The sequence below is a fragment of the Pseudomonas sp. Pse79 genome (assembly GCF_024519615.1).
Taxonomy (GTDB): Bacteria; Pseudomonadota; Gammaproteobacteria; order Pseudomonadales; family Pseudomonadaceae; genus Aquipseudomonas; species Aquipseudomonas veronii.
In genome coordinates, this window is sequence record NZ_JALJRR010000020.1 from 46025 (window position 1) to 68140 (window position 22116).

General features: G+C 63.4%; 24 protein-coding genes and 2 pseudogenes. 9 read left to right on the plus strand and 17 right to left on the minus strand.

What is annotated here, in order from left to right; genetic code table 11:
• Positions 1–6: 6 nt before the first annotated feature.
• Positions 7–1356, minus strand: coding sequence for an MFS transporter (locus NR164_RS22460; RefSeq protein WP_046488440.1), 1350 nt, complete (start codon positions 1354–1356; stop codon positions 7–9).
• 318 nt (positions 1357–1674) lie between these two features.
• On the opposite strand from NR164_RS22460, the gene NR164_RS22465 reads away from it, so the two are divergent.
• Together NR164_RS22465 and NR164_RS22470 are read left to right on the plus strand one after the other, a co-directional pair.
• On the plus strand, positions 1675–2376 hold the full coding sequence (locus tag NR164_RS22465) for a FadR/GntR family transcriptional regulator (RefSeq protein ID WP_177033435.1): 702 nt from the start codon (positions 1675–1677) through the stop codon (positions 2374–2376).
• Between the two features lie 78 nt (positions 2377–2454).
• A complete protein-coding gene (locus NR164_RS22470) occupies positions 2455–3042 on the plus strand; it encodes a LysE family translocator (RefSeq protein ID WP_046383807.1) in 588 nt (195 codons plus the stop codon).
• On the opposite strand, the gene NR164_RS22475 is transcribed toward NR164_RS22470, so the two are convergent.
• From NR164_RS22475 to NR164_RS22515, 9 genes and pseudogenes are all read right to left on the minus strand, one after another.
• Entirely contained in the window at positions 2984–3877 is an 894-nt protein-coding gene (locus NR164_RS22475; protein WP_256823280.1) for an AraC family transcriptional regulator, read from the minus strand. The genes NR164_RS22470 and NR164_RS22475 overlap by 59 nt on opposite strands.
• A gap of 65 nt (positions 3878–3942) precedes the next feature.
• Positions 3943–6405, minus strand: coding sequence for a TonB-dependent receptor (locus NR164_RS22480; RefSeq protein WP_256823281.1), 2463 nt, complete (start codon positions 6403–6405; stop codon positions 3943–3945).
• A 97-nt stretch (positions 6406–6502) separates the two neighbouring features.
• A complete protein-coding gene (locus NR164_RS22485; RefSeq protein WP_079443595.1) occupies positions 6503–7453 on the minus strand; it encodes a FecR domain-containing protein in 951 nt (316 codons plus the stop codon).
• Positions 7450–7931, minus strand: a pseudogene (locus tag NR164_RS22490) (sigma-70 family RNA polymerase sigma factor). The gene NR164_RS22485 and the pseudogene NR164_RS22490 overlap by 4 nt, the downstream one beginning before the upstream one ends.
• A 209-nt stretch (positions 7932–8140) precedes the next feature.
• A complete protein-coding gene (locus NR164_RS22495) occupies positions 8141–8566 on the minus strand; it encodes an N-acetyltransferase (protein ID WP_198718141.1) in 426 nt (141 codons plus the stop codon).
• A 74-nt stretch (positions 8567–8640) separates the two neighbouring features.
• Positions 8641–8880 (minus strand): hypothetical protein, encoded by a 240-nt coding sequence (locus tag NR164_RS22500; RefSeq protein WP_256823282.1) that lies wholly within the window; start codon positions 8878–8880, stop codon positions 8641–8643.
• A 70-nt stretch (positions 8881–8950) separates the two neighbouring features.
• Positions 8951–9442, minus strand: coding sequence for a GNAT family N-acetyltransferase (locus NR164_RS22505; protein WP_102617916.1), 492 nt, complete (start codon positions 9440–9442; stop codon positions 8951–8953).
• Positions 9443–9739: 297 nt separating this feature from the next.
• Positions 9740–10033, minus strand: coding sequence for a hypothetical protein (locus NR164_RS22510; protein WP_046383799.1), 294 nt, complete (start codon positions 10031–10033; stop codon positions 9740–9742).
• 288 nt (positions 10034–10321) lie between these two features.
• Entirely contained in the window at positions 10322–11737 is a 1416-nt protein-coding gene (locus NR164_RS22515; protein ID WP_256823283.1) for a cytosine permease, read from the minus strand.
• 216 nt (positions 11738–11953) lie between these two features.
• On the opposite strand from NR164_RS22515, the gene NR164_RS22520 reads away from it, so the two are divergent.
• On the plus strand, positions 11954–12865 hold the full coding sequence (locus tag NR164_RS22520; RefSeq protein ID WP_046383797.1) for a LysR substrate-binding domain-containing protein: 912 nt from the start codon (positions 11954–11956) through the stop codon (positions 12863–12865).
• 83 nt (positions 12866–12948) lie between these two features.
• On the opposite strand, the gene NR164_RS22525 is transcribed toward NR164_RS22520, so the two are convergent.
• From NR164_RS22525 to NR164_RS22545, 5 genes are all read right to left on the minus strand, one after another.
• Positions 12949–13341, minus strand: a complete 393-nt coding sequence (locus NR164_RS22525) for a hypothetical protein (protein WP_141123522.1) — start codon at positions 13339–13341, stop codon at positions 12949–12951.
• A gap of 133 nt (positions 13342–13474) precedes the next feature.
• Positions 13475–14617 carry an acetylornithine deacetylase gene (gene argE, locus NR164_RS22530; protein ID WP_256823284.1) on the minus strand — a complete coding sequence of 381 codons (1143 nt, stop codon included), beginning with the start codon at positions 14615–14617 and terminating at the stop codon, positions 13475–13477.
• Positions 14614–15291 carry a DUF1028 domain-containing protein gene (locus NR164_RS22535; RefSeq protein WP_256823285.1) on the minus strand — a complete coding sequence of 226 codons (678 nt, stop codon included), beginning with the start codon at positions 15289–15291 and terminating at the stop codon, positions 14614–14616. The genes argE and NR164_RS22535 overlap by 4 nt, the downstream gene beginning before the upstream one ends.
• 10 nt (positions 15292–15301) lie before the next feature.
• Positions 15302–15712, minus strand: coding sequence for a RidA family protein (locus tag NR164_RS22540; protein ID WP_046383793.1), 411 nt, complete (start codon positions 15710–15712; stop codon positions 15302–15304).
• Between the two features lie 22 nt (positions 15713–15734).
• A complete protein-coding gene (locus tag NR164_RS22545; protein ID WP_372340297.1) occupies positions 15735–17066 on the minus strand; it encodes a flavin-containing monooxygenase in 1332 nt (443 codons plus the stop codon).
• 88 nt (positions 17067–17154) lie between these two features.
• Between NR164_RS22545 and NR164_RS22550 the strand changes: the two are divergent.
• Positions 17155–17394 (plus strand): annotated as a pseudogene (locus NR164_RS22550) (GNAT family N-acetyltransferase); the annotation flags it as partial.
• An 18-nt stretch (positions 17395–17412) separates the two neighbouring features.
• Entirely contained in the window at positions 17413–17742 is a 330-nt protein-coding gene (locus NR164_RS22555) for a DHCW motif cupin fold protein (protein ID WP_177034044.1), read from the plus strand.
• A gap of 15 nt (positions 17743–17757) precedes the next feature.
• Here the strand turns inward: NR164_RS22555 and NR164_RS22560 are convergent, their stop codons facing one another.
• Both NR164_RS22560 and NR164_RS22565 read right to left on the minus strand, forming a co-directional pair.
• On the minus strand, positions 17758–18225 hold the full coding sequence (locus NR164_RS22560) for a copper chaperone PCu(A)C (protein WP_177034042.1): 468 nt from the start codon (positions 18223–18225) through the stop codon (positions 17758–17760).
• Positions 18225–18830, minus strand: coding sequence for an SCO family protein (locus NR164_RS22565; protein WP_046383789.1), 606 nt, complete (start codon positions 18828–18830; stop codon positions 18225–18227). The genes NR164_RS22560 and NR164_RS22565 overlap by 1 nt, the downstream gene beginning before the upstream one ends.
• A 181-nt stretch (positions 18831–19011) precedes the next feature.
• Between NR164_RS22565 and NR164_RS22570 the strand changes: the two genes are divergently transcribed.
• The 4 genes from NR164_RS22570 (at position 19012) to NR164_RS22585 (ending at position 22082) form a co-directional block, all read left to right on the plus strand.
• Positions 19012–19395, plus strand: a complete 384-nt coding sequence (locus NR164_RS22570) for a DUF2946 domain-containing protein (RefSeq protein ID WP_057004801.1) — start codon at positions 19012–19014, stop codon at positions 19393–19395.
• A gap of 62 nt (positions 19396–19457) precedes the next feature.
• Complete coding sequence (locus tag NR164_RS22575; RefSeq protein WP_079443602.1) at positions 19458–20003, plus strand: putative natural product biosynthesis protein; 546 nt, start codon at positions 19458–19460, stop codon at positions 20001–20003.
• Between the two features lie 223 nt (positions 20004–20226).
• Positions 20227–21543: an OprD family porin gene (locus tag NR164_RS22580; RefSeq protein WP_104903393.1), complete on the plus strand. Its 1317-nt coding sequence runs from the start codon at positions 20227–20229 to the stop codon at positions 21541–21543.
• Between the two features lie 95 nt (positions 21544–21638).
• Complete coding sequence (locus NR164_RS22585; protein ID WP_046383785.1) at positions 21639–22082, plus strand: CopD family copper resistance protein; 444 nt, start codon at positions 21639–21641, stop codon at positions 22080–22082.
• Positions 22083–22116 lie beyond the last annotated feature (34 nt).

Consider the following 22116-nt stretch of genomic DNA (forward strand, 5'->3'; position numbering starts at 1 on the left):
GCTTCCTTATTTGCTCAAGACGGGGGCGGGGTGCAGCACGCTCGGGCTTTGGGCGCCGGGCCGAGTCTTGGCGAAGAACACCAGGATGGCCGCGAGGATCGAGGTGCCGGCCAGCCCATACAAACCACCCTGGATCGACCCGGTGGTCTGCTCCAGAAAGCCGAAGGTAGTGGGTGCGACAAACCCGCCGAGGTTGCCGATGGAGTTGATCAGCGCGATCACCGCCGCGGCGATGCGCGCATCCAGGTAGCCCTGGGGGATCGGCCAGAACAGCGACGATGCCGACTTGAACCCGATCGCCGCAAAACAGATGGCGACAAAGGCAAAGATCGGCCCGCCGGTGGTGGAGAAAAACATTCCCGCCGCGGCAATCAACAGCGCCGTGGCCACCCACGCCTGTTGGTGCTTGTACTTGCCGGCCAGGGCCGCGAACGAATACATGGCGATGATCGAAATCAGCCAGGGAATGGAATTGTAGAAACCCACCTGGATGTCACTCAGGTCGCCCATCTTCTTGATGATGCTCGGCAGCCAGAATGTGGCGGCATAGATAGTCAGCTGGATGCAGAAATACAGGGCGCAGAACAGCATGATCTGGCGGTCCTTGAGCAGTGTGCCCAGGCTCGGCTTGACCGTCGTGGCGGCGTCACGCTCGCGTTGTTCGCGTTCGATCTCGCCCACCAGCGCGTCCTGTTCGGCGCGGCTGAGCCACTTGGCGTCATGGGGTTTGGAGTCGAGCCAGAACCACACGAAAAAGCACAACAGCACCGAGGCCATGCCTTCGATGATGTACATCCATTGCCAGCCGTGCAGGCCCAGCCCGCTGATTTGCAGCAGCACGCCGGACAGCGGGCCGGAGATCAGCGAGGCCAGGGCCGAGCCGCTGAGGAAGATCGCAATCGCCTTGCCGCGCTCCACCCCGGGCAGCCAGCGGGTGAAGTAGTAGATCACCCCCGGAAAGAACCCGGCCTCGGCCACGCCCAGCAGAAAACGCAGGATATAGAAGTGGGTTTCGTTCTGGATAAAGGCCATCAGCGTCGCGGTGATGCCCCAGGTGAACATGATGCGGGTCAGCCAGATACGCGCGCCGACTTTTTGCAGCAGCAGGTTGGAGGGCACTTCGAACAACGCATAACCGATGAAGAACAAGCCGGCGCCGAAACCGTAAGCGGCCGCGCCGATGCCCAGGTCGTGTTCCATGTGGGTGCGGACAAAGCCGATGTTGACGCGGTCGATGTAGTTGACGATGAACATGATCACGAACAGTGGCAGCACATGCTGCTTCACTTTCTTGATCGCGCGGGCCAGGACGGGGTCGAGGGCAGGCGCAGCTGTCGCAGGGTTGGAAGCGGTCACGGGGTAGAACTCCCACGGATTATTGTTGTGCGGGGATGGGTTCAGGGCTGCCGGGGGTGCCTGGCAACTTGATAGACATCATACAACTGCTTTTTTCCGCGTCGCAACGTAAATTTTGGCTGTACGAGCACGCGACAGGGCTGGTATTCCTGTTTTACAGGCGCAATAGCGCATGAAATCAATCGCGCCGATGCAATCGCAGGCAAGCCGGCTTCCATGAAAACGCGGCGCAGTTGTGGCGTAATTTGTTTGTTGTCATACAAGTAGGTGGTGCAAGGGGATGTTAGTATTGACCGGGCCCAACCGATGGAATGACCGATGCACAACGACACCCCCCGCAAGCGCTCCCAGGGCCTGGCCCATGACATCGTGACCACGCTGACCCAGCGCATTCTCCTCGGCCAACTGGCGCCGGGCGAGAAGCTGCCCTCCGAGTCGGCCATCGTCGGCGAGTACGGTGTCAGTCGCACGGTGGTGCGTGAGGCGCTGTCGAAGTTGCAGGCGGCAGGGCTGGTGGAAACCCGGCACGGGGTGGGCACCTTTGTGCTGGCGCGGGACCAGCGCCAGGGCCTGCACCTGAACCACGACACCGCCGTCAGCGTGCGCGGCATCCTCGAGTTGCGCCTGGGCCTGGAAACCCAGGCCGCCGCCCTGGCCGCGCTGCGCCGCAGCGAGGCGCAGTTGCAGCACATGCGCGAGGCCCTCGACGACTACCAGGCCTCGCTGGCCAACAACGACAGCAGCGTCGAACCCGACGTGCGCTTCCATCAGTTGATTGCCCAGGCCACCGGCAACACCTACTTCACCGATGTGATCCAGCACCTGGGCAACTCGGTGATCCCGCGCACGCGCATCAACGCCGAAGAGCGCGGCGATACCGACCTGATGAAACTCGGCCAGTTGGCCAACCTGGAACACGAGGCGATCCTCAACGCCATCCGCCGCCAGGACCCCGACGCCGCCCGCGCCGCGATGTTGTTGCACCTGAGCAACAGCCTGGAACGCATGACCGGCGAGTAGCAGGGGCATTTTCTTCAATACCCGGCTCGCCGGGGTGTTTACCGTGGCCCCTGTTCATCACCACAACAGGGAACCGCAATGAGCTTGATCCTTTCCATGGCCGCCTTCGCGTTGGCCACCTCCATCACACCGGGCCCGGTGAATGTGGTCGCCCTCAGTTCGGGCGCGCGCTTCGGTTTTGTCGCCAGCCAGAAACACGTGTTCGGCGCCGCCACCGGCTTCACGCTATTGCTGGTGCTGATCGGCCTGGGGCTGCATGAAGTGCTGCTGCGCTGGCCCATTCTGACCCAGTTGATCCAGTGGGGCGGGGTCGCCTTCCTGCTGTACATGGCCTGGAAACTTGCGGTGGACGATGGCCGGCTGGACGCCGAAGGCACCGCAACGGCGCCGTCGATGCTCTACGGCGCGATCATGCAATGGCTGAACCCCAAGGCCTGGCTGGCCTGCGTGGCGGGCATGGGGTTGTTTGTCGCGGATGGCGACGCCCGGCAAGTGTGGCTGTTTGCGGCGCTCTACCTGGTGATCTGCTACCTGTCGGTAGCCTGCTGGGCCTACGCTGGCACGTTTTTGCGCCGTTACCTCGGCAACGCGCAGGGCGTGCGGGTGTTCAACCGTTCGATGGCCGCGTTGCTGGTGGCCAGTGTGGGTTATTTGCTGATGGCTTGAGCAAGTCGCGGTACTGCCCCGGCGTGGCGGCGAAGTGCAGCTTGAAGGTGCGCTGGAAGTGCGCCTGGTCGGCAAAGCCGGCGGCCAGGGCGACGTCGGCGATCAGTTCGCCGTTGCGCAATTGGGTGCGGGCGAACTGGATGCGCCGGTTCACCAGAAACGCATGGGGCGTCAAGCCGTAATACTGCTTGAAGGCGCGGATCAGATAAGACGGCGACAGCTCGGCCGCCAGGCAGATGTCTTCGAGTTTCAAGGCCTGGGTGCAGTGTTCGCGGATGTACTCGGCGGCGCGTTCCAGCTTGTGATTGACCTCCCGCACCGGCGTGTTCGAAGGGTTCAGGCGCTGCTGCACCTCGCTGAAATAACTCACCAGCATGCTCTGTTTTTGCAGGAGTTCGGCGTGCTCATCCAACAGCGTCCGGTACAGCTCGATCAGGCCGTTGTACAGCACCGGGTCGCGGGTATAGGGCGTATTGAACGGTCGATAACCCTGGTCGGTGCTGAAGCCCAACTGGTATTGCAGGTCCGTCAGCCAGGGCGTGTCGAGGTAGAGCATGTGATACGACCAGGGTTGGTCGTGGATCGGGTTGCACGCATGCACATCGCCGGGGTTCATCAGCACCACCGTGCCGGCGCTGATCTGGAAGGTGTCCGCGCCGTAGTGGTAATAGCTGCGCCCGGTGGTGATCGCGCCGATGGAGAAATGCTCGTGGGCGTGGCGGGGGTAGGTGACCTTGCGCCCATCGGCGATGGTCCGCGCTTCGATGAACGGCAAGCGCTCGTCGCGCCAGAAGCGCGGCGCTTGCGCGGGGTGAGTGGCGGTGTTCAGCGACATGGCGGCGGCTCCATCCCTCGGGAGATCGAGGGAGGATCATTGCACAGACTGCCGGGGCCGTCAGCCTAGAAGTCCCATTTAGTCGCCAGTTGCAGGCTGCGCGGTTCGCCGTAGAACCCGGTGCCGAAGTTGCCCAGGCCCGTGTAGTACTTTTTATCGAACAGGTTCTTCACGTTCAGCGTGGTGCTCAGGTGCTCGTTGAAGCGGTAGCGGGCCATCAGGTCGACCAGGTAGTAACTGTCCTGGGTGATGCGTGCGTTCTGGCCGAAGTTGAGCGTGTCGTTCGGGTCGGGTTGGAACACGTTGCCGAAGAACTCGCTCTGCCAATTCACGCCGCCGCCCACGGTGACATGCTCCAGCGCGCCGGGCAGGCGATAGCTACTGAACAGGCGCACCACCTGCTGCGGCGTGGTGGTTTGCAGCACCGAGCTGTACACATAACCGTTGTTGGCATCGCGGGTGTGCTGGTAGGTGTAGCCGGCCGAGATGTTCCAGCCGTCCAGCACTTCACCCGACAGTTGCGCCTCGAAGCCCTTGGTGGTGGCGCCGGCAATCGGGCGGTACACCGAATCGGTCTCGAAGCCCGACACGTACTCGGCGACATTGTCCTGCTCGATGCGGAACGCGGCAAAACTGGCATTCAGGCGGCCGTCGTAGAACGCTGCCTTGAGCCCGGCTTCATAGGTGGCGCCTTCGATCGGGTCGAGCAGTTTGCGGTCGGCGTCCTTGCTGCTTTGCGGGCGGTAGATCTGGGTGTAGCTGGTGTACACCGACCAGGTGTCGTTGAGGTCGTAGACGATCCCGGCATACGGCGTGACCACGCCGCTCTGGCGGTAGGTGGTGCGGTTGTCGGCCTTGGTCGGGTCATAGAAATCGGTGGTGTCGGTGCCGCTGAACGTGCTGACGCGCGTGCCGAGGATCACTGACAAATCGTCCGTGGGTTTCAAGCGCGTGGCCAGGTAGGCGCCGGTCTGGCGTTGCACGATATCGTTCTGGCCGCTGCGCGGGATATCCGGTTTGGCGTACTCGCCGTGCCAGTCGAAAATGCTGCCGCCCACGGCGGGGTAAATCGAACCGTAGACCGGCACGTCCTGCTTCGAGCGGGTGGCCATAAAGCCCATGATCAGCTCGTGCTCGCGGCCAAACAGGTTGAACGGCCCGCTGAGATTGACGTCCAGGGTGTTCTGTAACTGGTCGCCCTTGTACTTGCCCATGAACATGTACATGCCGTCGCCGCTGACCGGGTCCGGGTTGCCGCCGCTGGCGGAGGCGAGCAGGGTGTCGTGCTGACTGCGCTTGCGGTCGAGGCTGACCTTGAGCGACCAGTCGTTCGCCAACTGCTGTTGCACCGAGGCGAACAGCGTCTGGTTCTGGAAGTCGCGGCGGCTCCAGTCGGCCGCCGGGTTGAACGAGCGCGAGAAGTGCGTGCGCGAGCCGTCGCTGAAGAACATCGGGAAACCGGTCCAGCTGGCGCCACGGGAGCGGGTGTCTTGCTGGTCGATACCGAAGGTCAGCAGGGTGTCGGGCGTAAGGTCCGCTTCAAGGATGCCGTAGCCGATGTCCTTGGTGTGCTGGTAGTGATCGAGATACGACTGGCGGTCCTGATACACGCCGACAAAGCGTCCGCGCAGATTGCCCGACTCGGTCAAGGGGCCGGAAATATCGCCTTCGGTGCGGTAGTTGTCCCAGGAGCCGAAGGTCTGGGTGACCGAGGCCTTGAATTCCCGCGTGGGCTTTTTGCGGATCAGGTTGACCGTGGCCGACGGGTCGCCGGAACCGCTGAGCAGGCCGGCCGAGCCCTTGATGATTTCCAGGTGGTCGTACACTGCCATGTCGGTGCTGGTGGTGCCGTAGTCGTACACGCCGTCATAGGTGGCGTTGACGCCGTCGTACTGGAAATTGGTGATCGGCAGGCCACGGCTGGAGAACTCCCAGCGTTCGCTGTCGTAGTTCTGCACGCTCACGCCGGGGGCGCGGCGCAGGGTGTCGGCGATGCTGTTGGAGCCCTGGTCGTCCATCTGCTGGCGGGTGATCACCGTGACCGACTGCGGGGTGTCGCGCATCGACAGCGGCAGGCCGGTGGCCGAGGCCATGACACCGGTAGTGTAGGCATGGGTGTCTTCGGTGATAGCGCCCAGGCCCTGGCCGGAAATCGTCGTGGCGCCCAGCTCCAGCGCGCCGCTGTGGGCGGGGATCAGCTCCAGCACGTAACCGCTGTTGCCTTGGGGCAGCGCCTGCAAACCGCTGCCCTGCAACAGGCGCTGCAAACCGCTGGTCGGGGTGTAGCTGCCGTTCAGGCCGGGGCTGGTTTTACCGGCGGCGAGGCTGTTATGGCCGGCGATGAACATTCCGGACTGTTCGGCGAAGCTGTTCAGCACGGCGACCAGGGCGCCGCCCGCGATGCGATAACTGCGCGCGGCTTCCTGGGTCGAGGTCGGCTCGGCGGCGTACAGCGTCGGTGCGCCGAGGCAAAGCAGGGAGGTGGCCAGCGCCAGTGGGCGCAGCGCGAAGCGAGCAGGTTGCGGCATGGAGGTGTCCCTTTGGATCAAGTCGATCGGCGAGTTGAAAGCGTCTGCAGGGTTAACCGAACGAGTGTCGAAAAAGGGAACTGGCGGGTGAAGTTTTTTACTGCGGCCCCACGCTGACCCACCACGGCATCGGCCGCTCGACCCGAATCGGCAGCGCGGCTTGCAGCAGGTGCAGGGCCTGGTCGCTGTCCTTGAGCGGGAACGAACCCATCACCGGCAACTGCGCCACGGCCGGGTCGCAGCCCAGGTGGCCGGGGCTATAGCGGTTGAGTTCGGCGATCAACTCGCCGAGCGGCAGGTTGTCCGCCAGCAGCACGCCACGGCTCCAGGCTTCACGGGCCGGGGAGGCGACGCTGGCGGTGTTGAAGTGGTTGCGGGTAAACGTCAGCTGTTGGCCGGTGTCGACAATCCGTGGGTGCGGGTTGAGCGTACTCACCCGCACCCGGCCCTCGAACACCGTGAGCTGGGTATGTTCATCGCCTTGCACCACGCTGAAGCGCGTGCCCAGCGCCTGCAGCCGGCCTTGTTCGGTGTCCACCAGGAACGGACGGTTGGGGTCCTTGGCGGTGTCGATCAACACTTCGCCAAAGCGCAGGCGCAGCAAGCGTTGCGCGGCATCGAAGCGCACATCCAGCGCGCTCAGTGCGTTCAACCACACATGGCTGCCATCGGTCAGCAGCGCGTCGCGGGTCTCGCCGTTGGCGGTCGCATAGTCGGCACTCCAGCCGCCTGCCAGGCGGGGCAGGGGGCTGTGGCGCCAGGTGCCCCAGGCCAGTGTCGAGCCGACACCCAGCACCAGCAGGGTCTTGAGCGTCTGGCGCCGCGAGCTGCGCAAGGCCCGGCTGGCGCCATGGGGTTGCTCCAGCAACGGCGCAAAACGCTGGCTGACGCGCTGCACGTACTGCCAGGCCGCCAGGTGCTCGGGGCTTTGCGCAACCCAGGTTTGCCAGCGCAACTGTTCGAGCGCACCGCCTGGGGCCTGCAGGCGCACGTACCAGTGCGCAGCCTGCTCCAGGCTGGCGTGGCTGAGCTGGCCGGGGCGGCTCATTGCACCAGCATCCCGTCGAGTTCGGCTTCCAGAATCGCGCAGTGCAGCAGGGCCTGGGCCATGTACTTCTTGACCATGCGCTCGCACACGCCGAGCTGTACGGCGATCTGCTTGTAGGGCAGGCCGTGCAAGTGCGCGAGTAAAAAGGCCTCGCTGACCTTCTTCGGCAGGCGCGCGAGCATCGTGTCCACTTCGTAGAGGGTTTCGACGATGATCGCCCGCTGCTCCGGCGACGGCTGCTGCGCTTCCGGGCGTTCGGTCAGGGTTTGCAGCCAGGCGCGTTCCAGTTGGCGGCGGCGCCAGTGGTCGATGCACAGGCCACGGGCGATGGTGGCCAGGTAGGAGCGTTGGCCGACGTGATCGGTCTCGGCCAACGGGCGGCATCCCAGCGGTCGTTCAGGCGCCGCCGCAGCAGGCCGAGCAGCCAGCTGTGGTGGGTGCCATAGAGGTGGGTGAAGGAGGTCGACACACTGTCCATCCAGCGCAAAGGCTTTGGCGTAAATAAGAATTGGTCGCGATTAAACCAAAGCGTCGGGTTGTGCGCAAATGATATTGGTTTGCTTTTGGGAGGCTGTATCGATGGATTGAAGAAATCAGCTCGGGCATCAAGAACCTGGATACCCAGGCCATCATCTATTCACCCGTCGGTAGCGGCACGTTGATCTCCAACGAGTGAACGCCTGAATCTCACAGCTGTTTCGACAGAAACACCCGGCTGTTGCCCTCGGGTTCACAGGCGATTTCGCCAAACCGCACCCAACCGTTCTTCTCATAGAACCCCGGCGCCTGGAAGCTGATGGTGTAGAGCACGGCATTGCGACAGCCGCGGCGTCGGGCTTCGTCTTCGAAGGCGCGCAGCAATCGGCTGCCGATGCCGGAACCGCGCAGGGTCTCGGGCAAGTGGAAGAGGTCGAGGAAGGCCGTGCCGAATGCGCTCCGGCCGGTGATGCCGCCGAGCACCTGCTGGGTGTGCGGGTCTTTGACCAGCACGCTCAGCGGGCGTCGGTCATGGTAGCCGGTGGCTTGTTCGTTGAACGCCGCCAGGCCGTTGCCGAGGATGCGTTCGGCGTCGGGGTTGGGCTGGTCGCTGATTTCAATGAGAGGAGGCTGCATCGCGCTGGATTCCTTGTGGCCCGTTGTCCGACAAGCGTCTAGACAGTTCTTTATACGATTGAGTGTGGGCGTGATCAGGGTTTTTCGACCAATAAAGCGCGTACCTCCTCTTCCTGCAACTGCTTTTCCCTGGCTTCCTGGCGCGCCTGCTCCTCGGCGCGTTGCTTGGCCTCCCGGAGGAACTGGTCGACGGATAAGTTTCTGAGGTGCTCGATGTCCTGCGCAGTGGCACCGAATGCAACCGGCACCATGGCCATCAACGGGGCTGCGATCAAAGAGGAGGTCAACAAGCGGCTGATACGTGCCCTGGACATCAAAGCACTCCGAGTCAATTCGTGGTGCCTTGTTGGGCGCTGCAACAGGGATAAGTTCCCAGGGAGGCTATTAAAAGGCCATCACCATCTCGTGCCACGCCATCCCGCCATGATCCGACGCCGACGGCTGCACGTAGCGGTAGCCCAGGCGTGTGTACAGCGCCACATGGCGGTCCTTGCACATCAGGTGAATCGTCTGCTTGCCCAGCGCGCGCATGCGCTGCACAAACTCGCGCATCAACGCGGTGGAATAGCCCTTGCCTTGGTGCGCCGGGGCGACCACCACCGACATGATCACCACATTCGGCGCCTCGGCCGCATGGCCGACCAACTCCTTGAACGCCTCATCCGACATCACCACCTTGTGGGCGCAGCCGCTGTTGATGAAGCCCACCACCTCGCCATCTGCCTCCAGGATCAAAAAGCCTTGCGGGTATTGCGCAATGCGCGTGGCGATCTTTTCCAGGGTCGCGGCTTCGTCGCCTTCGTAGGCAGTGGTTTCGATGTCGAAGCAATGGGCGGCGTCGCTGGGGAGGGCGTTGCGAAAGGAGAGGGCGGGCATGCGGTTTCCTCGGAGGGTAAGCGAAAGGCCACATGATAGCCGGGTGTCTATAGCGCCGCCATTGTGGCCTCTGGGTCGACCAGGATGTTCGGCCAGCGTGGTTTAACGGGGCCAAGTGACGGGGCTTGATGACCGACCCACGTCTGGAGGCCGGTCTCGGTCAACGGTGGGAGCTGTCGAGCCCCAGCGAGGCTGCGATGGCGGCGGCACAAACGCCATCAAATCCACTTCACGCGCCAACTTCCAGTTCGCCAGAAACCAGAAAACCCGCCAAAGCGGGTTTCCTCAGCACTTACATCAACTCACCGCAGGCGAATCAAACCCACGCCGTTCCATCACCGTAAACACATCCGCCACATCCTGGACCATGATCCGGGCGGTGTTGGCGACGGTATTGATGTCGTGCTCTGCATAGTCGGACACTTTGGAACAGGCCATCAGGTGCAGGTAGGCGAGCGCGGCATTGAGGCGCTCGCTGGCGCAGGCGTGCAACTCGCTGAGCGGGGCGTCGCTGTCGATCAGCAGGACCGGGTAGTCGGTTGCGGTTTGGGACATCGGGGTGAAGCGGCGGGGCGGATTTTGATTGGTCATGAGGTTCGATTCTATTTGGCTAAAAAGAATCACCACCTTGCTGCTGCGAAACAGATTGGGTGGCAACTGTGCGCGGGTTCGCAGACCAGGAAGAATCACCCCCGGCAGACCCGAAGGTCTCCCACGCACAGCCGCCATAAACGAGGCGCAGACGGACGCCGCCTGAGGGTCTGATGACTGTGCAGGTTGATTCTATTGTGTAGGGCTGCGAAACCCTGTCGCCGACCAATGCCAGCGACGGGGCGAACTATAAGGTGCGGTTAATCGAGGCGCAACCGACAGGCTGTTTCAAACTCCACCCACCAGCGTCCCTTCCGCCATCCGCCGCTTATACGCACTGTCCCGACTCGCCAACCAGAAATACAACGGCGACGTCACCACCAACCCCACCACCCACGACAAATCCGCGCCGTTGATGTGCTGCGAAATCGGCCCCACGTACAGTGGCGTGTTCATGAACGGAATCTGCACCGCGATCCCCACCGCATAGGCCAGCAGCGCCTGGGGGTTGTAGCGCCCGTAGATCCCGCCGTCCACGCGGAAGATCGATGCAATGTCGTACTTGCCTTTATGGATCGCGTAGAAGTCGATCAGGTTGATCGCCGTCCACGGCACCAGTACCACCAGCAGCACCAGGACCATGTCGACGAAGTGGCCGATAAAGTCTTTCGAGGCGAATACCGCGGCCACCGAACAGGTCGCGAGTACGATGATCGAGATCACGGCGCGGCTTTTCGCGGTGGGGATCCAGCGGTAGGCGAAGGTCTGCACCAGGGTGATGATCGACAGCACCGCGCCGTACAGGTTGAGGGCGTTGTGGCTGATCACGCTGAGCAAGAACAGCACCAGCATCAACGGGCCGATGGCGCCGGTGGCGAGTTTGACCGCGTCCATGGTGTCCATGCCCATCGGGGTGGCGAGCACCGCGACGGCGCCGAAGATGAACGACAGGCTCGAACCCAGCGCCGAGCCCAGGTAGGTGGTCCAGAAGGTCGACGCGACGGGTACGTCGGCCGGCAGGTAGCGCGAATAGTCGGAGACGTAGGGCGCGAATGCGATCTGCCACAGCGCCGCCAGGGACACGGTGGCCAGCCAGCCGGAGAGGTTGAAGCTGCCGCGGGTCAGAAAGTCGCTGGTCTGTATATGGCTGAAGATGTAGCCGAAACCCAGCACGATCCCCGCGCCCAGTACCCAGGTGCCGATGCGGTTGAGTACGTGGATGAAGCGGTAGCCGATGATGCCGATGATCCCGGAACCGATGGCGCCGATCACGATGCCCACCGGCACGGGCACGCTGTCGACCACGCCATGCAGGGATTTACCGGCCAGCACGATGTTGGAGGCGAAGAAACCGATGTACATCACCCCGGCGATCACCACCACCAGCAACGCGCCGAGGGAGCCGAATTGTGCGCGGCTCTGGATCATTTGCGGGATGCCCATCTGCGGGCCCTGGGCCGAGTGCAATGCCATCAGCACGCCGCCGACCAGGTGGCCGACGAGGATGGCGACGATGCCCCAGATCAGGTTGAGGTGGAACAGTTGCACGCCCAGCGCACCCGTGACGATCGGCAACGGCGCGATGTTGCCGCCGAACCACAGGGTGAACAGGTCTCTTACCTTTCCGTGGCGATCTTCCGGGGGCACGTATCCAATCGTGTGTTTTTCGATAAGCGGGGCGCTGGATGTTGCAGTGGTAACCATGACGAGCTCCAAGGCAAGGTGAGTACGTTGACGTACTTCGCTGTGCGCCGCTCAGCGGCGCTTTGTTGTTGGAGCGATCATCTGCAATGGGGGCGGGGAGGTAAATTAGTAAGTTTGTTGCTATAGACCTTAAAAAAAGTATCTCGCGTGGCCACGCGCTCCGGTATGTTGCCCGCTTGTGTCCTGGGGCGAAGTCCCACATTTGCGGAGGGCCCGATGGCTGCCTATAACCTGCGCCAGCTCAGATATTTCGTCACCACGGCCGAGTGCGGCAGCGTCGCCGAGGCGTCGCGCAAGCTGTATATCGCGCAACCGTCGGTGTCCACCGCGATCAAGCAACTGGAAGACAGCTTTGGCGTGCAGTTGTTTATCCGCCATCACGCCCAGGGCGTGTCGCTCACCCCCAGCGGCGCGCGCTTTTATCGCAAGGCGCTGGAGCTGCTGCGGGTGGCCCACGAGTTCGAGCAGAACGCGCTGGCCGACAATGACGTGGTGGCGGGGCAGATCGATATCGGCTGCTTTGAAACCGTCGCGCCGCTGTACCTGCCGCGTTTGATCGCCGGTTTCAAGGCGCGCTGGCCGGGGGTGGAAATCCGCATGCGCGATGGCGAGCAGCAGGAGTTGGTGCAGGCGCTGACGGCCGGCAGTATCGACGTGGCGATGCTGTTCGAGCATGACCTGGGCGCGACCATCGAGACCACGCCGTTGATGCCGCCGCAGCAGCCGTATGCGCTGTTGCCGGCCGATCACCGCTTTGCGCAGCAGGCCAAGGTGTCGCTCGCGGACCTGGTGCTGGAGCCGATGATCCTGCTGGATGTACTGCCGAGCCGCACGTACTTCGTGAGCATCTTTGAAGAGCGCGGCTTGACGCCGAACATCGTGTTCAGCTCGCCGTCGATCGAGATGGTGCGGGGCATGGTGGGGCGCGGGTTTGGCTTTTCGATCCTGGTGACCAGGCCGTTTACCGAGTACACCTATGACGGCCAGAAAGTCGTGTGCCTGCCGCTGGCGGAAACCGTCACCGGCTCGGGCTTGTCGGCCGTGTGGTTGCGCCGCGCACCGTTGACCAAGCCGGTGCAGTTGTTCGTCGATTACTGCCGCGAGGAGCTGGCGCGTTTGCTCGCCTGATCGGCGCGCTCAAGCCTGGGCCAACAACGCATCGGCCCGGCTGTCCTGGGTCACGCAGGCGTCAACTCGGATCGGCGCTGGGATTACTCCTCGGGCCCGACATTCCGGATGTTCAGTTGCTTCAACCGTGCGTCGAGTTGTGTGCCGAAGTTGTTGACCGCCTTCAAGTGCCCCGGGCTGTAAGTGTCATCCGGACGGTCCGGGCGGAAGTGGACGGACAGCGGCACCACGTTGCCCGGCGGGTTCAAGTTGTTATCGAGGTAGGGCCTGCCGTGGCTCGGGTTCAGATCCTTGATGCCGTTAGCTTCTGCCACGTCAAAAAAGACATCCAGCGTGCGGTATGCATCCTCTTCTCTTACGCCCATGCGTATGCTTTCCCTGTCAGGTACACCCGCTTCGGGGCGCTGACGCAACTCTTCAGGCGGCGCAGCGTTGAGCGGGTTGTTCAACGGCGAGTGCGGTGGAATTCCTATCATGGTCAATACTCAAAGGCTGTTGAAGTGAAAACGGCTATTAGCCGTTTTCCTATGTGGGCCGCCTTCAAGTAAGGTTCCATCAGCTGCGGGTAGCGATTGATGCAGGGTATGTCGCCGGCACAGCCGAGGGCCGTCAACGCAGCGCGTTCAGCATGCTGTGCAACATCTGATCGCACTGTGCCAACTGCGCCACACTCACAAACTCGTCCGGCTTATGCCCCTGGTCCATGCTGCCGGGCCCGCACACCACCGTGGGAATGCCCACCGCGTCGAACAACCCGCCCTCGGTGCCGAACGCTACCGTGCCGAACGCCCGCGAGCCGCAAAATGCCGCGATCAACTCGGCCGCCTCGCTCTGCTGATCGGTCATCAGCCCCGGATACGCCGACAGCTCGGTAAAGCGAATCGCACTCTGCGCGCTCACCGCCTGCATGCGCGGCAATACCTGCTGCTCGGCGTAGGCGCGCAATTCATCCGCCACCGCTTGCGGGGCCTGGCCCGGCAGCGCGCGGACCTCAAAATCAAACCGGCAGTCGGCGGGCACGATGTTCAGCGCCTTGCCCCCGCCAATCACCCCGGTTTGCAGCGTACTGAACGGCGGATCAAAGCGCGCATCCTGCTTATCGCGCAGCCGTTGGCCGATGCGTCCCAGTTCGCCGATCAATTCGGCGGCATGCTCGATCGCATTCACGCCATGGGGCGCATACGCCGAATGACAGGCCGCGCCATGCACATCGCAGCGCATCGCCAGCTTGCCTTTATGGCCGAGCACCGGCTTGAGTTCGGTCGGTTCGCCGATGATGCACAGCATCGGCTTCACCGGCCGTTGCGCCAGCACGCTGAGCAACGAGCGCACGCCCAGGCAACCGACTTCCTCGTCGTAGGAGAGGGCGATATGCACCGGCCGGCGCAGCGTCGCCGCGACCAGCGCCGGCACCAGGGCCAGCACACAGGCGATGTAGCCCTTCATGTCCGCAGTGCCCCGGCCGAACAGCCGGCCGTCGCGTTCGGTCAGTTCAAACGGCGGCATGCTCCACGGCTGCCCATCCACCGGCACGACATCGGTATGCCCGGACAGCACAATCCCGGGCACCTCCACCGGGCCGATGCTGGCAAACAGGTTGGCCTTGGTGCGGGCTTCGTTGTAGATCAGTTCGCTGGCCACGCCGTGACTCGCCAGGTAATCGCGCACAAAGGCGATCAACTGCAGGTTGGACTCGCGGCTGGTGGTATCGAACCCCACCAGCGTCTGCAGCAACGCGCGGCTGCGGCTCATCGCTCGTCCCCGGCGACGCCATAGCCGGGCGCGTGGTCGGGGGCCAGGGCGCGGTCGATGTAGGCCTGCACTTGTGGGCGATAGGCATCCCACAGCGTGTGCAGTTGGCCGATCGGGTTGGCGTCGGCCCAATCCACCCGCAGGTCGATGATCGGCCAGGTCAGCTCGCCCACCACCTGCAACGCGGCCGAATGCACCGGGCCGGCTTCGCCACCGGCGGCGATGGCGGCATGCATCGCGGCCAAGAGTCGCTCGGCCAGTTGGCCTTCGCCTTGCTCGAAGGCCTGGACCATCGCCTCGATCACTGCGCGGTCGGCGAGCATATTGCCGGCCGCGACGCACTGTTCGCCCGACACCGCGTGGTGCTTGCCGAGGGTTTGGCTGCCGCTGAAATGCACGCTGCGGCCCAGGTGATCGATCGCGGTCAGTTGGCGGTATTGGCTGTAGCCGTTGCGGGTCAGCGCCTCATCGATGGCGGCGGCGGGGGCCAGGCCTTGTTGCAGCAGGTCGAGCACGTCCGGGCCGAGGGCCGGCAGCGTGATGTTCTGGGTCGCGACCGCACCGACACCCGGCCGCAGCCAGGGGCAGCGTGCGCCGACGGCGATGCTCGAAGAGCTGATGGCGATGCCCAGTTGGCCGGTGTCGGCGCAACGGCCGACGATTGAAAAGGTCATGTACGGCTCCTTACTCGGGAATCACGGCGATCACATCGATTTCCATCAGCCACTGCGGCTGGCCCAGGGCCGATACCACCAGCCCGGTGGAAATCGGGAACACGCCCTTGAGCCATTTGCCGACTTCCTGGTACACCGGCTCGCGGTAGCGCGGGTCGATCAGGTAGGTGGTGGTCTTGACGATATGGCTGAGGTCGCTGCCGGCTTCTTCCAGCAGTTGCTTGACGTTGCGCATGGCCTGCTCGGCCTGGGCACGCGGGTCGCCGAGGCCGACCAGGTTGCCGTCGAAATCGCTGCCGACCTGGCCGCGCACATACACGGTGTTGCCGGCGCGCACGGCCTGGCACAGGTCGTTGTCCAGGCTCTGGTTGGGGTAGGTTTGTTTAGTGTTGAACATGCGGATGCGCGTGTGGGTAGGCATCAAAAAACTCCGGGAAAAATGATCAGGCGCTGACAGGAGACGGGCGCACGAGCGGGGCCGCGACGCGATATTCGAGGTACTGACGCTGGGTGGCGATATGGTCGGCGAGGTATTTGGCGTCGTGCCACACGCCCCAGATAAACGACGAGCCACGGCGCGACTGCCAGGGCAAACCGAGGAAGTAGATGCCGGCTTCGCTGGACACGCCGCGCTGGTGCTGCGGCTTGCCGGCGGCGTCGAACGCATCGACCTTCAGCCAGCGGTAATCCACGGCAAAGCCGGTGGCCCAGATGATCGAGGTGATGCCGGCGCGGGCCAGGTCCAGTTGCAGGATCGGCTGTTTCACGCACTCGGCATCGGCGAAGATGCGCCGGGCTTCGGGCTCCACGGGCAGGTCGAGGCCGTTGCGTTCGATATACGCATCCGCCGCGTCCAGCAGGGCCAGGTAGTTTTCGTCGCCGCGTGCGAGGTTCTCCAGCAGGGTGGGTTGGAAGGTGGCCACGCCGCCATGGAAAGACTCGGTGGGCCCGACCAGGGTCATGCCGCGCAGGGCCAACTCACGGAAGTCGATGGTCTTGCCGCCGTGGGCGCCGCTCACGGCAATGGTCACGTGTTCGCGGCCGGGCTTGATCGCGGCCTGGTCCCATTCGCCCAGCACACCGAGCCACCAGCAGAAATCACGCTGGCGATAGGCACGCGGCGGGCGGTCGTGGGCGCCGACCGACAGGTACACCTGGCGGCCGCTGCGCTGCAGTTCATCGGCGATCTGCACCCCCGACGAGCCGGCGCCCACCACCAGCACCGCGCCTTGGGGCAGTTGGCCGGGGTTGCGATAGTCGGCGGAATGGATCTGATGCAGCGCCGTGTCTGTCGGCGCGATCGCCGGGATCACCGGCGTCTGGAACGGCCCGGTCGCCGCCACCACGCGGTTGGCTTCGATCACGCCGTCGCTGGTGTGTACGGTAAAACCGGGGCGGCCGACATTGCGCAGCACCGAGGTGACTTCCACGCCGGTGCGGATCGGCGCATTGAACTGGCGTGCATAGGCTTCGAAGTAATCCGCCACGCGCTCTTTCGGCGCGAAGGCATCCGGGGCGAGCCCTTCGAAGGCCAGGCCGGGAAAACGGTCGTGCCAGGCCGGCCCGTTGGCCACCAACGAATCCCAGCGGCCGCTGCGCCAGCGCTCGGCGATCCGGCTGCGTTCCAGCACCAGGTGCGGCACGCCGTGCTTGCTCAAATGCTCGCTCATGGCCACGCCGGCCTGGCCGGCGCCTACCACCAGGGTGTCTGTTTGGGTGATTGCTTGCGTCATGTGTCTGTCCTTGCGTAATGCAGTTGGATTCAGCTTGGGCATGACTTCAAGGTAGGGGCCGGGCGGTTTTTAATAAAATATTATTAAGCTGGGAAGTGAGCATAAATATCGGATGCAAAGGGCCTCGGCAGGCGATGGCAAGGCGATGCTGGATCACCTCGAAGCGCTGGCGAGGACGCTCAGGATCGAGGAGTTGGTGCTGGATGCGAGGTTGAATGCGGCCACCCGTTACCGGCGGTGCGGGTAGGTGGGGCACGATGAGGCGATTCACCACTCGCCGTCGGGGTTGCAGTGGGCGTGTATCCCAAAAAAGCCGGCGATCTGTGTCTGTCGCGCAGCACTCCAGGTGGTTAGGGTCGGTTCACGTTAACTGACGACCGAGCCCACCATGGAACTCACTGCTGTCCCGTTTGGCATCACCGACTGGTCCACCCTCGAACCCGAGCTTCATCCAGGCATCACCGGCAGTGCCTGGTGGCGCACTGGCCACTTCGGCACCACCCGTGTACGCATGGTCGAATACACCCCCGGCTACCTGGCCGATCACTGGTGCTGGCGTGGGCATGTGCTGCTGTGCCTCGAAGGCGAGCTGCACACGGAACTGGAAGATGGCCGCCAATTCACGCTGACGGCCGGAATGAGTTATCAGGTGGGAAACAACATGGAAGGGCATCGCTCCTCGACGCAGGTTGGCGCCAAGCTGTTCATCGTGGATTGAACCGGCGCCAGCCCATCAATGCATCTTGCCATGGGCCATGCCATCCAACCCGCGGGCAGCGGCCTTGACCTCGACGGTCTGCCGCTCGCCCTTGGCGTTTTCCACGGTCAAGGTCAGCGGCACCTGGTCGCCTTCCTTGATCTGCCCGGTCAGGCCCATCAGCATCACATGATAACCGTCCGGGTCGAGCTTGACCGGGGTGCCTGCGGGCAGGGTGATCGAGTCCACCGGGCCCATTCGCATCACGTCGTCCTTCATGCTCATTTCATGGATCTGCACGTCCTTGGCCACCGGCGAGGCGACGCGCAGCAGTTTGCTGTCGCTGTCGGCCGTCACGGTCATGAACGCGCCACTGGATGGCTGGCCCGGCACCGTGGCGCGCACCCACGCGTCGCTGACCTGGACCTGGGCGCTGGCGTGCGCGGCGAGGCCCAGCAGGGACAGGCCGATCAGGGTGCGCTTGAGGTGTTGAACGGCAGTCATTAGCAGACCTCCATGACGGTGAGCAGGTCTTCTGCACACTCTTTAGCGTTAAGGGATGCCGACAGGCCCAGGCGCAGGTTGCCGCGGGTGTCGAACACGAAACTGGTGGCGGTGTGGGACAGGGTGTAGGTGTCGCCGGCGGGGACCTTTTCATAAAAGATCCCGAATTCCTTGGCGGCCACGGCGATCTCTTCCGGGGTGCCGTACAGCGCTTCGAAGCTGGGGTCGAAGGCCTTGACGTAGCGGTCGAGGATCTCTGGCGTGTCGCGCTCGGGGTCGAGGGTGATAAAGATCACCTGCATGATCTCGCCGTCGCGGCCCATCAGTTTCTTGGCCTGGGCGGCGCGGGCGAGGGTGGTCGGGCACACGGCCGGGCACTGGGTGAAGCCGAAAAACACCACCGGCATCAGGCCACGGTACGAACTCAAGGTGACGGTTTCACCCTGGGTATTCTTGAGCTTGAAGGTGCGGCCCATGATCTTGTCGCTCAAGTCCTTGCCGTACTTGAAATTCAACTTGGGGCTGTTGTCACAACCGGCCAGCAGGCCCAGACCCAACAGGCCCATGCCGGTCAGGACCTTGCGGCGGGTGAATAACGTACTCATCAACTGTGCATCCTGTGAAGCGCCTGCCTTGCTCTGGATCTATACGCCAGGCGTTGAAAAGGAGTAAACGCGGAGGGCGTCAAGTCTACCAACCCTGGCCGATGCGCGTAATCTGCGACGTTCTGCCACAGGGGCGCGCCGCGCTTCATCCCTGTGGGGCTTCGATGGTAGAGTCGCCGCCATGAAACTGCGCCGCTCGGACCGTTCGCTGATCGCCTGGACCCTGTACTTCTGTGTCCTGCTGAACCTGTTCGTGTGCGGTTTGGGTCATGGCCAGATGCTCGGCCAGCAGCTCAACGGTGTCGGTGGCGCGTTCTGTTCGGTGGACAGCAACCAGGCGCCACTTTCCGACAAAGGGTTGGGTAGCCCGGCTTCCAGCGATATCTCGAACTACTTTGCCTGCCCGCTGTGCGCTGCCGCGAGCGTGGCCATCGTGTTCCTGATCGGCCTGGCCTGGCTGCTGGGCCTCGGCCAGACCCCGCGGCCGGCCCATGAACGGCGCAACAAGGCGCCGCCGCGTTATTCCTGGCCCTCGGCCAACCCCCGCGCATCCCCCGCATTCTGACGTGTGCCTTGGGCTTCCTGTGATCAGGAGGCGTTTTATCGTCACGACTGTGAGTGCGTTTTATGAAGCCTCTATTGCCTGCCGGCGCCAGCCGCCTGGTCAGCAAGGCGGCGCGCCGCCTGCACACGGAGCCGGCGCGGCCGGAATACCCGAGCAATTCGCGTAGCTTCGTGCATCTGGATGCACGCCTGTTGCCCTATTGGCACACCTTGTTCGACATCTGCCCGGCGCTGCTCAAGCTCGACCCGCCCGAAGGCTTGAACCTGTTTCGCAGCTTCATGACCTGGGCCTACCACAACCAGTTGGCGCAGGACTGGACCTGGCACCTGAACATCGGCCGTTGGCTGCTGGTCTCGCCGTACCGCGCGCAGATCGACGATGAACCGATCGACGCGTTCATGGCCGCGGCGGCGGCGCGGTGGGTCGATACCGATGACAGCCAGGCCCAGGGTGTGGTCCTGGCCTGGCAGGGTTCGGAAGTCTTCGATTGGAAGGGCAGCGCGTTTGCGCTTGATGAACAGCCGCCGTTGCCGCCTCCCGCCTGGGACTTCGCCTGGTGCCCGCTGACCCGGCGTGGCGGTTTCAGCGCTTGGTTGCCGGTGCCGTGAAGTGCCCGCCGCCGGCGCCCCGTGGAGGCTTGCACGCCCCGGCGAGGCTCGCGGGCTCCGGCGATTGTTACAAAAAGTGAAAAACTGAATGACGGTTTTAGCGACTATTTCCCGGCCGCCCAACGCTATACCGTGCGCGCACCCGTTAGATGCAGCACCACCCGACTGACAAAGAACAGGGTTGGGCTGTGACGGGTCGCCTCAATTACTTTCAGGAGCCTTCATGAACCACAAGACTTGCATGGCGCTCGCCGTCTCCCTGGGCGCCGCGCAGCAGGTGGCTGCGTCGGGTTTTATCGACGACAGCAAAGCCAGCCTCGACCTGCGCAATTTCTACTACAACCAGGACACCCGAAACGCCAAAGCCCCTACGGATAAGGAGTGGGGCCAGGCGTTCATGTTCAACTACCAGTCCGGTTTCACCGAGGGACTGGTCGGTTTTGGTCTGGACCTGCAAGCCATGTATGGCCTGCGCCTGGACGCCTCGGGGCGCGCGGGCAAGGCTGGTGAAGACAACACCCCCGGCAGTGTTTTCCCGTTGTCCGATGGCAAGGCCGCCAACGACTTCAGCAAGACCGGCGCCACCGGCAAGATGCGTATCTCCCAGACTCAGTTCAAAGCCGGCACGCTGATGCCCAAGCTGCCCGTGCTGACGACTGAAGACGGCCGGCTGTTGCCGCAGACGTTCCGTGGCTATCAAGTGGACTCCAAGGACCTGCAGGGCTTCAACCTGATCGCCGGTAAAATCGAGCAGGTACTGGACCGTAACTCCAGTAACGGCCAGGGCATGTCCATTGTCGGTGCGAATGATCCGGTCAAGGGCAAGTCCAGCAACCAGTTCTACTACGGTGGGGTGGATTACGCCGTCAGCAAGCAACTGCAACTGCAGTACTACTACGCCAACCTGGAGAACTTTTACCAGCAGCACTTCTTGGGCCTGATCCACAACTGGCAGTTGCCGGTGGGCCAGTTCAAGACTGACCTGCGCTATTTCTACAGCACCGCCGACGGCAAGAACGCCAGCGCCGCCGGGCGTGGCGAAGGCTATGTCAGCTCGGGGTATTACGGTGCGGGCGTCAACGCCGGCAAGGTCGACAACCGCCTGTGGAGTGCGCTGTTCACTTACGGGCTGTACGGGCATTCGCTGAGTCTCGGTTATCAGAAGACCACCGGTGAAAGTGACTTTCCGCATATCAACCAGGGGCAGGGCCGTTCGCTGTACCTGATCACCAACTCCCAGTCGCTGAAGTTCGTCAATGCCGGGGAACAGGCCACGGTAGGCAGCTACGCCTACGACTTCAGCAGCCTTGGCCTTCCGGGCCTGCGCTCGAGCGTGACCTACATCCGCGGCAGCCACATCCAGACGGCAGGTCGCGACAACAGCGAGTGGGAGCGCGACCTGCGTGTCGATTACGTGATCCCCTCGGGCACGTTCAAGGGCCTGGGCCTGACCTGGCGCGGTGCGGTGTGGCGCGGTAACGACTCGGCCGACAAGGACGAGACGCGACTGATCGTCAGCTACAGCATCCCACTGTTGTAAGCCGCACTCTCGCAACGCTTGATCGGTATCAAGGCCACGCGTTGCGCCAGGCCGCACACTGAAGTCCCAACGGCCGGTCCCCTTGAGAGGCCACCATGCTTTACCCCGTGTTTTTAGTGGCTCACCTGTTCGCCGCGCTGATCTTCATCGGCACGGTGTTTTTCGAGGTGCTGATCCTGGGGCACCTGCACCGGCAATTGCCGGCGCGGGTGATGGTGTTGGTGGAGCAGGGCGTCGGCCAGCGTGCCCGGGTATTGATGCCGTGGGTGTTGCTGGTGCTGTTCGGCGCGGGCCTGGGCATGGTCTGGCTGCGTTACCTGCCGGTGCTGGCTGCGCCGTCGGCGTCGGCTTTCGGCACCTTGCTGACCCTCAAGCTGATCCTGGCGGCCAGCGTGCTCCTGCATTTTCTGCTGACCATGGCGCGCATGCGCTGGGGCTCGGTGAGTGCGCGTTATGTCCGCTGGGTGCATCTGAGCCTGTTCGCGCACATGGTCGCCATTGTGCTGCTGGCCAAGGGCATGTTTTACCTGAACTGGTAGACGGGCGGGGCTGCGACCTTGATGCACATCAAGG

Coding starts and splice junctions, on each gene's coding strand:
- NR164_RS22575 (WP_079443602.1), top strand. CDS start 19,458: ATGAAGCCTCTATTGCCTGCCGGCGCCAGCCGCCTGGTCAGCAAGGCG.
- NR164_RS22580 (WP_104903393.1), top strand. CDS start 20,227: ATGAACCACAAGACTTGCATGGCGCTCGCCGTCTCCCTGGGCGCCGCG.
- argE (WP_256823284.1), bottom strand. CDS start 14,617: ATGAGCCGCAGCCGCGCGTTGCTGCAGACGCTGGTGGGGTTCGATACC.
- NR164_RS22585 (WP_046383785.1), top strand. CDS start 21,639: ATGCTTTACCCCGTGTTTTTAGTGGCTCACCTGTTCGCCGCGCTGATC.
- NR164_RS22465 (WP_177033435.1), top strand. CDS start 1,675: ATGCACAACGACACCCCCCGCAAGCGCTCCCAGGGCCTGGCCCATGAC.
- NR164_RS22495 (WP_198718141.1), bottom strand. CDS start 8,566: ATGCAGCCTCCTCTCATTGAAATCAGCGACCAGCCCAACCCCGACGCC.
- NR164_RS22500 (WP_256823282.1), bottom strand. CDS start 8,880: ATGTCCAGGGCACGTATCAGCCGCTTGTTGACCTCCTCTTTGATCGCA.
- NR164_RS22560 (WP_177034042.1), bottom strand. CDS start 18,225: ATGACTGCCGTTCAACACCTCAAGCGCACCCTGATCGGCCTGTCCCTG.
- NR164_RS22565 (WP_046383789.1), bottom strand. CDS start 18,830: ATGAGTACGTTATTCACCCGCCGCAAGGTCCTGACCGGCATGGGCCTG.
- NR164_RS22470 (WP_046383807.1), top strand. CDS start 2,455: ATGAGCTTGATCCTTTCCATGGCCGCCTTCGCGTTGGCCACCTCCATC.
- NR164_RS22505 (WP_102617916.1), bottom strand. CDS start 9,442: ATGCCCGCCCTCTCCTTTCGCAACGCCCTCCCCAGCGACGCCGCCCAT.
- NR164_RS22510 (WP_046383799.1), bottom strand. CDS start 10,033: ATGACCAATCAAAATCCGCCCCGCCGCTTCACCCCGATGTCCCAAACC.
- NR164_RS22545 (WP_372340297.1), bottom strand. CDS start 17,066: ATGCCCAAGCTGAATCCAACTGCATTACGCAAGGACAGACACATGACG.
- NR164_RS22515 (WP_256823283.1), bottom strand. CDS start 11,737: ATGGTTACCACTGCAACATCCAGCGCCCCGCTTATCGAAAAACACACG.
- NR164_RS22485 (WP_079443595.1), bottom strand. CDS start 7,453: ATGAGCCGCCCCGGCCAGCTCAGCCACGCCAGCCTGGAGCAGGCTGCG.
- NR164_RS22570 (WP_057004801.1), top strand. CDS start 19,012: ATGAAACTGCGCCGCTCGGACCGTTCGCTGATCGCCTGGACCCTGTAC.
- NR164_RS22555 (WP_177034044.1), top strand. CDS start 17,413: ATGGAACTCACTGCTGTCCCGTTTGGCATCACCGACTGGTCCACCCTC.
- NR164_RS22535 (WP_256823285.1), bottom strand. CDS start 15,291: ATGACCTTTTCAATCGTCGGCCGTTGCGCCGACACCGGCCAACTGGGC.
- NR164_RS22520 (WP_046383797.1), top strand. CDS start 11,954: ATGGCTGCCTATAACCTGCGCCAGCTCAGATATTTCGTCACCACGGCC.
- NR164_RS22525 (WP_141123522.1), bottom strand. CDS start 13,341: ATGATAGGAATTCCACCGCACTCGCCGTTGAACAACCCGCTCAACGCT.
- NR164_RS22475 (WP_256823280.1), bottom strand. CDS start 3,877: ATGTCGCTGAACACCGCCACTCACCCCGCGCAAGCGCCGCGCTTCTGG.
- NR164_RS22480 (WP_256823281.1), bottom strand. CDS start 6,405: ATGCCGCAACCTGCTCGCTTCGCGCTGCGCCCACTGGCGCTGGCCACC.
- NR164_RS22540 (WP_046383793.1), bottom strand. CDS start 15,712: ATGCCTACCCACACGCGCATCCGCATGTTCAACACTAAACAAACCTAC.